General features: G+C 71.3%; 10 protein-coding genes and 1 riboswitch. Of the genes, 8 read left to right on the top strand and 2 right to left on the bottom strand.

Annotated elements, in window-relative coordinates:
• Positions 1-772 (top strand): TMEM175 family protein (locus ACFWN1_RS29375; protein ID WP_384368471.1); only part of this gene is annotated, 772 nt, incomplete at its 5' end.
• A gap of 111 nt (positions 773-883) precedes the next feature.
• Here the strand turns inward: ACFWN1_RS29375 and ACFWN1_RS29370 are convergent.
• Complete coding sequence (locus ACFWN1_RS29370; protein ID WP_384368468.1) at positions 884-1,330, bottom strand: NADPH-dependent F420 reductase; 447 nt, start codon at positions 1,328-1,330, stop codon at positions 884-886.
• A gap of 64 nt (positions 1,331-1,394) precedes the next feature.
• Positions 1,395-2,357 carry an alpha/beta hydrolase family protein gene (locus ACFWN1_RS29365; RefSeq protein WP_384368465.1) on the bottom strand — a complete coding sequence of 321 codons (963 nt, stop codon included), beginning with the start codon at positions 2,355-2,357 and terminating at the stop codon, positions 1,395-1,397.
• A 151-nt stretch (positions 2,358-2,508) separates the two neighbouring features.
• Here ACFWN1_RS29365 and ACFWN1_RS29360 point away from each other — a divergent pair, with 151 nt between their 5' ends.
• The 7 genes from ACFWN1_RS29360 to thiM form a co-directional block, all read left to right on the top strand.
• Entirely contained in the window at positions 2,509-3,105 is a 597-nt protein-coding gene (locus ACFWN1_RS29360; protein ID WP_384368462.1) for a TetR/AcrR family transcriptional regulator, read from the top strand.
• A 251-nt stretch (positions 3,106-3,356) separates the two neighbouring features.
• The gene (locus tag ACFWN1_RS29355; RefSeq protein ID WP_384368459.1) at positions 3,357-3,809 is read left to right on the top strand and encodes a MerR family transcriptional regulator; all 453 of its coding nucleotides are present in this window, start codon (positions 3,357-3,359) and stop codon (positions 3,807-3,809) included.
• Positions 3,810-3,823: 14 nt separating this feature from the next.
• Positions 3,824-4,900, top strand: a complete 1,077-nt coding sequence (locus ACFWN1_RS29350) for an SDR family oxidoreductase (RefSeq protein ID WP_384368455.1) — start codon at positions 3,824-3,826, stop codon at positions 4,898-4,900.
• 485 nt (positions 4,901-5,385) lie between these two features.
• A complete protein-coding gene (locus tag ACFWN1_RS29345) occupies positions 5,386-5,931 on the top strand; it encodes a DUF4142 domain-containing protein (protein WP_384368452.1) in 546 nt (181 codons plus the stop codon).
• Positions 5,932-5,980: 49 nt separating this feature from the next.
• Positions 5,981-6,541: a hypothetical protein gene (locus ACFWN1_RS29340; RefSeq protein ID WP_384368449.1), complete on the top strand. Its 561-nt coding sequence runs from the start codon at positions 5,981-5,983 to the stop codon at positions 6,539-6,541.
• Between the two features lie 330 nt (positions 6,542-6,871).
• Positions 6,872-6,966: riboswitch (TPP riboswitch) on the top strand.
• Complete coding sequence (locus tag ACFWN1_RS29335) at positions 6,958-8,436, top strand: purine-cytosine permease family protein (protein ID WP_384368446.1); 1,479 nt, start codon at positions 6,958-6,960, stop codon at positions 8,434-8,436. (Overlaps the previous riboswitch by 9 nt.)
• 99 nt (positions 8,437-8,535) lie before the next feature.
• The coding region (thiM, locus tag ACFWN1_RS29330) for a hydroxyethylthiazole kinase (protein WP_384368443.1) at positions 8,536-9,192 on the top strand (657 nt) is incomplete at its 3' end.

Below are 9,192 nucleotides of genomic sequence, written 5' to 3'. Positions count from 1 at the left end.
GCATGACACCGCGCGGTCCCGGGCGGGGTCATGCCGGGCCCGCGCGCTCGTACGACGGCACCGCGACGTGCCCGCGAGAGGCGTAATGGGCAGGCTTCCCGGCGCGGCCGGTCAGGCTGTGCGGGTGGACATCGGCGGCAGCGACCCGGATGACGACGGCGTCGGCCCGGACGCGCGGAACCTGGCCCGGCTGATCACGCTGTCGGACGGGATCTTCGCCATCGCGATGACGCTGCTGGTGCTGGACATCCACGTCACCGGCGGTCTGGACGCGGCCGGCTTCCGCCACATGGTGTACGACCTGCTGCCCCACATCGGCGCCTACGCGCTGAGCTTCGCCATCCTCGCGGGCTTCTGGCGCGACCACCGGCGCATCCTGCGGCTGGCCCACCGGGTCGAGGGCCTGTCGCTGCGGCTCGCCCTCGCAGGGCTCGGAGCGATCGCGCTGCTGCCGTTCCCGACCACGCTGCTGTCGGAGTACGCGTCCGAGCCGCTCGCGGTGGCGCTCTACTCGGCAACCGTGATCGTCATCGACCTGCTGCAACTCGCGCTGCTGCTCACGCTCCGGCGCGACCGGCGCCCGGCACGGGGCGGGGGGCCGTACGGTGACCGGGGCATCGTGACGGACCTGACGGTGACGGTGGTGGTCTTCGGCGCCACGGTGCCGATCGCCTTCGCCTCCCCTCGGGCGGCGTTGTGGACGTGGCTGGTGCTGATCCCCCTCCGGTTCACCTTCGGCCGCCGCGCCCGCCGGCCCGGCAGCGCCCGCTGACCCGCGCGGCGGCGGTGCAGCACCCCGGGCTGAAGGGGAAGTCGTTCTCCGCGTCCTGTGGGCGGGGCCGCGCCGATGGCCGTGTTCGGCGCCGTCGAGGCCGCCACGCTGCTACCCGTGAGCCTTCCTCACCGACGCCGCTTCGACCACGAACACCGTGGCCTGGGAGAGTGAGGTGAGCGGGTCCACCATGACCGAGTGGTTCATGGTGTTCAGCGACTTGACGACCCGGGCGCGGGGGAAGCGTGCCTGCACCTGCCGGGCGACACTGTCGTTGGGATGGACCAGAGCGCAGTCAGCCGTCATGGCGGCCGACACGTCCAGCACGACCTTGTCGGCGAGTACGTCCTCGCCGATCGCCTCCAACGTGGGTACGACCGCGGTGCCGGGAACGGCGGTGACGATCACGTCGGCGGCCCGGACGGCATCGGCCTGGTCGAGGGTGCCGGCGGTGTCGTCCGGGGTGCGGGAACCGTAGAGCACCGCGTGGCCCGCGGCGGTGAACTTCGCTCCCAGAGCGGAGCCCACCTTGCCCTTGCCGATGATGGCTATGTTCATGTGCGGTCTCCTGGCTGATTCGGCCCACGGGACGTGAGCGTGGGTAGGGGCGTCCGTCTCCCGGTCACGCCCGGCGGGCCTGCTTCGACTCGACGCGACCCGTCGCACCGGAGCCGGCCAGCAAGTCTTCGCAGGCCGTCCGCCAGGCGTGGTCGTCGAGGCGGAAGTGCGTGGAGAGGTAGGCCGCCGTAAGGCGCCCGACGGCGGCGACGCGCTCGGGGTTCTCGTCGGTGGTCTCGTCGGCGTCGTATCCGGCGATGCCGCCCAGCCCGTGCTCGGCGTCGAAGAGGGTGAGCAGCGTCTTGGGACCGGGGGCCAGGGTGTAGGGGTCGGCGTGCCATTCGGGGCCGGCGTCCGTGAAGTGCCGGGAGTCATCCTTGTCCCCGGCGACGATCAGCGCGGGGGTGTCCATCGTGGAGAAGTCGATGGTCGCGAAGACCGGGATCGATTCCGCCATGGAGGCGTGCATGACCTCGCCCCGGCCCGGAGCCGCGAGCACGACACCCGCCTTGATACGGGGCTCCAGTACGCTCGTCCGCTCCCCGCTCACGGGGTCGGTGACCTGGGCGCCCAGCAGCAGGTTGGCGGTGAACCCGCCGAGGGAGTGTCCGGCGACGGCGATCATGTCGTGGTCGACGCGTCCGGCGAGGTGGGGCACGGTCTCCTCGATCACGGCGAGCCGGTCGAGGATGTGGGTCATGTCCTCGGCGCGTGAGCGCCAGAACAGCGGCGCGCCGGGAGCGTCTTCGAGGCGGTGTGCCAGGGTCCTGGAGGAGAGGTGGGTGGGCTGGATGACGACGAACCCGGCCCGCGCCCACAGTTGCGCGATCGGCGCGTAGCCGTCGAGCGACGAGAGATGGTTGGAGTTCCCGTGGCCGTGGGAGAGCAGGATCACGGGAAGGTCCGTCCCCGCGACCGGGGCGGTGACGCGGACGTGCAGGTCCACGGGACGCCCCGCCACCGGCAGAACCACGGGACTGTAGGAGAGGACGGGGGTCGGCTTATCGGTGGGAGCAAGTGTGTTCATGACAGGAGAACTCCTTCGAGAGCCCCGCCGTCCCTGGCAGAGGGGGACGACGCAGGGGGGCCAAGGTGCGCTACCCTGAAGCGGAGCAACGCTCCATTTATTGTGCGGAGCACTGTTCCGCTTTGTCAACCGGTGCGGGAAGGAAGACGTCATGCCCAGCGAGCGCCCCGCCGGAACGTCGTCGGCGAAGAGCAAACGGTCCGACAGCCTGCGCAATCAGCAGGCGGTGCTCACGGCTGCCGCCGAGGTGTTCCTCACCTCGGGCGTCGATGCGCCTATCCGTCAGATCGCCACCAGGGCGAACGTAGGCATGGGCACGATCTACCGCCACTTCCCCACCCGCGCGGACCTCGTCACGGCCGTCTACTACCAGCAGATCGAAGCTCTGGCAGAGGCCGGCCCCACCCTGCTGGCCCGCGAGCGGACACCCTTCGACGCGCTGAGCCAGTGGATCGACCTGTTCGTGGACTTCCTCGTCACCAAGCACGGTCTCGCCGACGCCCTCCAGTCCGACAGCGACCGCTTCGCCGACCTCCACGCCCACTTTCTCGACCGCCTGTCGCCCGTCACCGCCGAGCTGATCGACGCCGCGGTCGAGGCCGGCGACATCCAGCCCGGAACCCGGCCCTACGAGCTGATGCGCGGCATCGGCAACCTCTGCATCGGACGCGGCAGCGACCCCCGCTACGACCCCCGCCGACTGATCGCACTGCTCCTGGCAGGGCTCCGCCGCCCCCTCACGTCCTGACCGTCCGGGGCCGCCGACGAGACAGCCGGCGCCCCGCCTCGGCGGCAGCAGGCTCCCGCGCAGCGACGAGGCCACCTACGACTCCGACAAGGTCGCCGGCGGGGGGGCGGCTTCGGCGGCCGGGGCCCCGCCCAGTCCATGGCCAGCGCGGCGGGCGCGGCGATGTCCGCGATCAGACCTTCCCGACACGTAGCGCACCTCACATTTACGGCGTTTGACTTCAAGCGCTTCAAGTGTCGGATGCTTCTCACATGTCAGCAGCAGCCCGAGAGTCAGTGGGTCTAACCATTCAGGAGATGGCACGACGGTCGGGTTTTAGTGAGCCCACGTTGCGCTACTACGAAAAGATCGGGCTGCTGGGAGAGGTCGCTCGAGACGGCTCCAGCGGTCATCGCCGGTATGAGCCAGCAACCGCGGCCCGCGTCGAGGCGCTGGCTTGCCTGCGTTCAGCAGGGGTGACAGTCAGCGGCCTGCGTCGCTACCTGGACCTGCTCGCCCGCGGAGATTCCGGAGCCGGCGATCTGCGGGACCTGTTCGCCGCTCAGGCGGAAAAGCTGGCGGCCGACATCGAGCGACTGCAGCTCCGTCTGGCGTATCTGCGCGGCAAAGCGGATATGTGGGACGCCCGTGCTCGCGGGGACGCCCCCGCCGAGAACCGCGCCGTCGAAGAAGTCACGCGCCTACTGGAACACTTCAAGCACTGAAGGATCGAAACACCATGAGCATGGCAAACAATGTGTCCGTCCCTGAGAATGCGACGGTGCTGGTCACCGGTGGCAACGGCTTCGTCGGCAGCCACGCGATCGAGAGGCTGCTCCGGGAAGGTCACCGCGTGCGGACGACAGTCCGGGGGTCGCAGCAGCAGGCCGAGAAGCTGGCGGCGCTCCAGCAGTCCGGCATCGATCCGACAGGCCGCCTGGAGTTCGTCGTCGCCGACCTCAGCGCCGATGAGGGCTGGGCACAGGCTATGGACGGTGCGACCCACGTCCTCCACCACGCCTCGCCCTTCCCGGTCGCTCCGCCCGAGACGGAGGACGAGGTCGTCCTCCCTGCCCGTGACGGTGCCCTGCGAGTCATCACCGCGGCCCGCAGCGCCGGCATTCCGCGGGTCGTCATGACGTCCTCCTACGCCGCGGTCGGGTACACGATGACACCCGACGATCATTACACGGAGGAGAACTGGACCGACCCGGAAACCCCGGGCCTGCCTGCCTACCACAAGTCGAAGATCCTGGCCGAGGCGGCGGCGTGGGACTACGTCCGCGCTCACGGAGACATCGAGCTCGTGGTGATCAACCCCACGGGCATCTTCGGCCCCCAGCTGGTGGACCGGCCCTCCGGCTCGATCGGCCTGATCAAAGCGATGCTGAACGGGTACATGCCTGTGGTCCCGGTCATGCATTTCGGCGTCGTCGACGTGCGTGACGTCGTGGACCTGCACCTGCGCGCGATGGTGCACCCTGAGGCGGCGGGCGAGCGGTTCATCGCCAACAAGGAGTCGTCCAGCCTCTTCGGTCTGGCGAACATCCTGCGCAAGCGGTTCCCCGCCTTCGCGGACAAGCTTCCTGCCAAGGAGCTGACCATCGAGGAGGTGCGCGAGGTGGCCAAGACGGAGCCCGCTCTGCGAGAGGCCGCAGTGCTGGAGGGCCGGGTCCCTGTCATCAGCAACGACAAGGCACGATCGATGTTGGGCTGGGAGCCCAGGGAGATCACGGACACCATCACCGCGACCGCCGATGCGCTGATCGAGCTGGGAGCTGTCAGCCTGTCCGACAACGACAGCCCTCGACCGTGACCACCCCACGAACGCGGCCCGCACGTTACAACCCCTAAGGGGGTGCCCTATGCGGTCTTGAGGCGCATTCCGGGAAGGCGTGAACGAATGCGGTTCGCGCGGTCTGCTACGGGACGCCGGGCCGCAGTAGGAAGCCGCACCGCCGCCGCGCCGTCCTGCTGAGCCTGCGCCGCCCCGCCACCACCTCCGCGGCCGCGACGGCCGAGCCGCTCCTCGGACGAAGCGCCTTTCGAGGGTTGCGAAGACGCTGACGCCGGTACGGGTACCCCGGCAACGACTCGCGGCGTGTCGTTTCGGCGCCGGTTCGGGATGTCCGGGGGGCTGCCTGTGGGAGACGACGGGACGGGTGCCCGAAAAGACCGTTTTGGATGTGTCGGGGTGCTCATGGCGTGGCACCCGTTTCTGCGACCCGAGCGAGGCTTCCGGATTCGGCCGTCTGCCGTTCGGGAGCCCCACGGACCCGACGAGAAAGAGGAGTTCACCTCATGCCTCGGCACATCCTCGCCGCTCTTGTCGCGGCAGCGGCTCTGGCGGGTTTCTCCGCCCCTCACGCTTTCGCGGCCCCCTCCCCCTCGAACCAGGACCAGACCTTCCTCGTGCAGTCGCACCAGGGCAACCTGGCCGAGATCGCCGCCGGCCAGGACGCCGGCAGGCACGGCACGACGGCTTGCGTACAGCGAGCCGGACAGACCTGGGTGCGCGACCACACCAAGCTGGACGCCTCGGTGCGCAAGCTGGCGTACGCCACGCACACCACGCTGCCGACAGCGCCCTCCGCCGCGCAGCAGAAGGAGCTGAAGGCGGTCCAGGCGAAGGCGGGCAGCTCCGCGTACGACAGTGCCTGGCTCAAGGCTCAGGACGCGGCCCACCGGAAGACGCTGGTCGCCATCGACCAGCAGATCAAGCAGGGATCGAAGACGAGCGAGGTCGCGGCCGCCCGGACAGCCCGCCCCGTCGTCGCCATGCACCTGGACATGGTCCGCGGCGGCGTATGCCACCCGATGCCGCAGGGCACACACCACGGCGGCTGAGGAAAGACGCACGACCGTACGCCCGTCAGCGCCACACTCAGGAGACTTCATGTCCGAGACCGACACGTTTCTGCGCAGCGCACACGACCTGGGCCTCGCGGCCTGGTTCGGCGGATCTCTGATGGGGGCCGTCGGACTCAACGGCGCCGCCGAGGCGGAAGGCGGTACGGTGCGGGAAACCGCGCGCATCGCCAGCGCCGGCTGGGCGAAGTGGTCGCCCGTGGGCGCCGCCGCCGTGGTGGCGCATCTGGTGGGCGGAGCCGGGCTCCTCAACGCCAACAAGGAACGGGTGGCCCGCCAGAACAGCGTCGCCGCCTCCACCGCGGTGAAGCTGGCCGTCACCGCCGCCGCCCTGGCCGCGACCGCGTACACCCGCGTCCTGGGTCACAAGGTCGACCTCACCACCTCCGACGACCCCGACGCCCGCCAGATCGGGGAGGAGGCGCCCGGCGACCTCGAGACGGCGCAGCAGCACCTCACTCTCATGCAGTGGGTGGTGCCCTCCCTCACCGCCGCGCTGGTCGTACTCACCTCCCTGCAGGGCGAGCAGCAGCGGCCCACGCGGCAGTCCTTGGACGTCCTGCGGCGCGTCGCCCCCTTCGGCGCCTGACACGCCGGAAGAACGAGGCGGTGGCGACACCGAAACCGGTCACCCCGGCTGCCACTGGGACGGCACGTACGGCCGGCTCCGGGGCGAGGGACCGCCAAAGTCCCAGGTGCCGCTGCCGCCCGCTCGGGGCCGCGGAGGGGCCGGTGCACATCCACCCAGTCACGGGCTGAACTGACGTGCCGGGGCGGGGTCCATGACCTCTCCGTCAGTTTCGGACACCTCTGCTCGGCAGAGATCGTCTGTCAGACACGGCCTGAGCGCCCCGGCTCCGGCCGCCATACGCAAACCGACGGGCTCGCGGCGGAAAGGAGTTGCAGTAGGCTGGCCGGCGTAACGGACACGGGGTGCCCCGTCCGAGGGCTGAGATCACACCCGTTGAACCTGAACCAGTTAGCACTGGCGGAGGGATGTCTTCCATGAGTGTGGTGCGTCTTGCCGGCGAACCGTCCACCGACGGCCGGCCACATGTCTTCGACGGGCGGATGCCTGCGGCCGCCGGTGACCTCCGCGTCGAGGCGCACGGGATAGCGCCGGTCCCCGAGAGCAACCGTTACGGCGGCCCCGGCCGCCTGTTCACCGTGTGGTTCGCGCCCAACCTCACCATGACCGGCGTGTTCACCGGCACTACCGGCGTCGCACTCGGCCTGAACTTCGGCGCCGCGCTCGCCGCCGTCGTCCTCGGCACCCTGGTCGGGGCGGTGCCGACCGCGTATCTGGGGACCTGGGGAAGCCAGACCGGTGCCGGGCAACTGCCGCTGGCGCGCCTCGCGTTCGGCCGGGCGGTGGCGCTGCCCGCCGTCCTCCAATGGCTGTCCTCGGTGGCCTGGGACGCGCTGATCGGGCTCTTCGGCGGTGACGCGCTCGCGCGGCTGTGCGGCTGGCCGTTCTGGCTCGGCGTCCTGACGATGATGCTGGGGCAGGCCGCCCTGGGCGTGCTGGGGTACGAGGCCATCCACCGGCTCCAGATCGTCATGACCTTCGTGCTCGGCGCCGCGTTCGGACTGATCGCCTGGCGGCTGCTGGACGGTGCCCATCCGGTGGCGGCCGGCAGCGCGCACGGCGCCGACCAGGCCGGCGCGTTCGTACTGACCAGCACGATCGCGTTGAGCCTGACGCTGTCCTGGGCGCCGTACGCCAGCGATTTCAGCCGCTACCTGCCGCGCGCCACCTCTCGCCCGCGCATGTTCTGGTACACCCTGCTCGGCCTCACGGTGTCCTTCGTCGCCGTGCAGGCGCTCGGGCTGCTGGGTGCGTCCGTGCTGACCGACCAGACCGCCCGGGGTGTGCAGGAACTGCTGGGCGGCGGGGCCACGGCCGCGTTCGGCCTGCTCGCCGTGGCGCTGGCGGCGGTGTGCAGCAACGCCATGAACGACTACAGCGGTTCGCTGGCCCTCCAGACCCTAGGCGTGCGTCTGCCGCGCCCGGCGGCCGCCGTACTCGCCGCCGTGCTCGGCTTTCCGCTGGTGCTCTGGATGCACGCCGCCGACACCGCGGCCCGCTTCCAGAACGTGCTGCTCTTCGTCGGCTACTGGATCCCGGGGTTCGTGGCGATCGTCATCGTGGACTGGCGGGCCCGCGTCCGAGCGCGGCAGGGCGCTCCGATCGACCTCAGGGCCGAGGAGGCGGAGGTGGCCGAGGTGGCCGAGGCAGCCGGGCAGGGCGGTACGGACGGCTCCGCCGGTCGCGCCAGGGGTGCCCGGTCCCGCTCCGGGTGGGCGTCGTCGGCCGCTTTCGTCGCCGCCTTCGCCGCGGCCGTGCCCTTCATGAACACCACCCTGTACGAGGGACCGGCGGCCTCCGCCCTGAAGGGCGCCGACCTCTCCTTCTACGTGGCGTTCCTGGTGGCCGTCGCCGTCTACGCGCCGCTCCGGCTCCGCGGCCGTCCCCGCGCCTGACCCGCGCCCGCGCGGCTGCCCTCTGCCGCACCGCCGGCGCCCCGCCGGCGCCCCGTACGCCTCAGCCCTCTCCCTCGGACTCCCCCGGAGCGAACGCGCATGTCCACGACGCCCGCCGGTCCCACCGGCCTCGCCGCCTTCGCCCCGCGGGCCCTCGCCCGGGTGCGGGCGCAGGCCCCGCTGGTCCAGTGCCTGACCAACGCGGTGGTCACCGGCTTCACCGCGAACGTCCTGCTGGCCCTGGGCGCCGCACCGGCCATGGTCGACATCCCGGAGGAGGCCGGCCCGTTCGCGCGGATCGCCTCCGGGGTCCTGGTCAACCTCGGGACACCGCACGCGGAACAGCGCACCGCCATGACCGAGGCGGCACGTGCGGCGGCCGCCGCCGGCACGCCATGGGTGCTCGACCCGGTAGCGGTCGGCGCGCTGCCGGTGCGCACCGCGCTGGCCCGGCACCTGCTGGGCCTGCGGCCGACGGTGATCCGGGGCAACGCGTCCGAGATCATCGCGCTCGCGGGGGCGGGCGGCGGCGGCCGTGGGGTGGACGCGGCGGACGGTGTGGCGGCCGCCGAGGAGTCGGCGCGTGGGCTGGCCCGGACGACCGGTGGCGTCGTCGCCGTCTCCGGGCCGGTGGACTTCGTCACCGACGGGGCGCGTGACGCGCGGATCGCCAACGGGGACGCCCTGCTGACCCGGGTGACCGGCGGCGGCTGCGCGCTGGGCGCGGTGCTGGCCGCCTTCGCGGCCGTCGACGAG

This window comes from Streptomyces sp. NPDC058459, from assembly GCF_042721685.1.
GTDB lineage: Bacteria > Actinomycetota > Actinomycetes > Streptomycetales > Streptomycetaceae > Streptomyces.
Note: the sequence above shows the minus strand (reverse complement) of the source record. Positions and strands in the feature narration are given on the sequence as shown.

Coding starts and splice junctions, on each gene's coding strand:
- ACFWN1_RS29370 (WP_384368468.1), bottom strand. CDS start 1,330: ATGAACATAGCCATCATCGGCAAGGGCAAGGTGGGCTCCGCTCTGGGA.
- ACFWN1_RS29365 (WP_384368465.1), bottom strand. CDS start 2,357: ATGAACACACTTGCTCCCACCGATAAGCCGACCCCCGTCCTCTCCTAC.
- ACFWN1_RS29360 (WP_384368462.1), top strand. CDS start 2,509: ATGCCCAGCGAGCGCCCCGCCGGAACGTCGTCGGCGAAGAGCAAACGG.
- ACFWN1_RS29355 (WP_384368459.1), top strand. CDS start 3,357: ATGTCAGCAGCAGCCCGAGAGTCAGTGGGTCTAACCATTCAGGAGATG.
- ACFWN1_RS29350 (WP_384368455.1), top strand. CDS start 3,824: ATGAGCATGGCAAACAATGTGTCCGTCCCTGAGAATGCGACGGTGCTG.
- ACFWN1_RS29345 (WP_384368452.1), top strand. CDS start 5,386: ATGCCTCGGCACATCCTCGCCGCTCTTGTCGCGGCAGCGGCTCTGGCG.
- ACFWN1_RS29340 (WP_384368449.1), top strand. CDS start 5,981: ATGTCCGAGACCGACACGTTTCTGCGCAGCGCACACGACCTGGGCCTC.
- ACFWN1_RS29335 (WP_384368446.1), top strand. CDS start 6,958: ATGAGTGTGGTGCGTCTTGCCGGCGAACCGTCCACCGACGGCCGGCCA.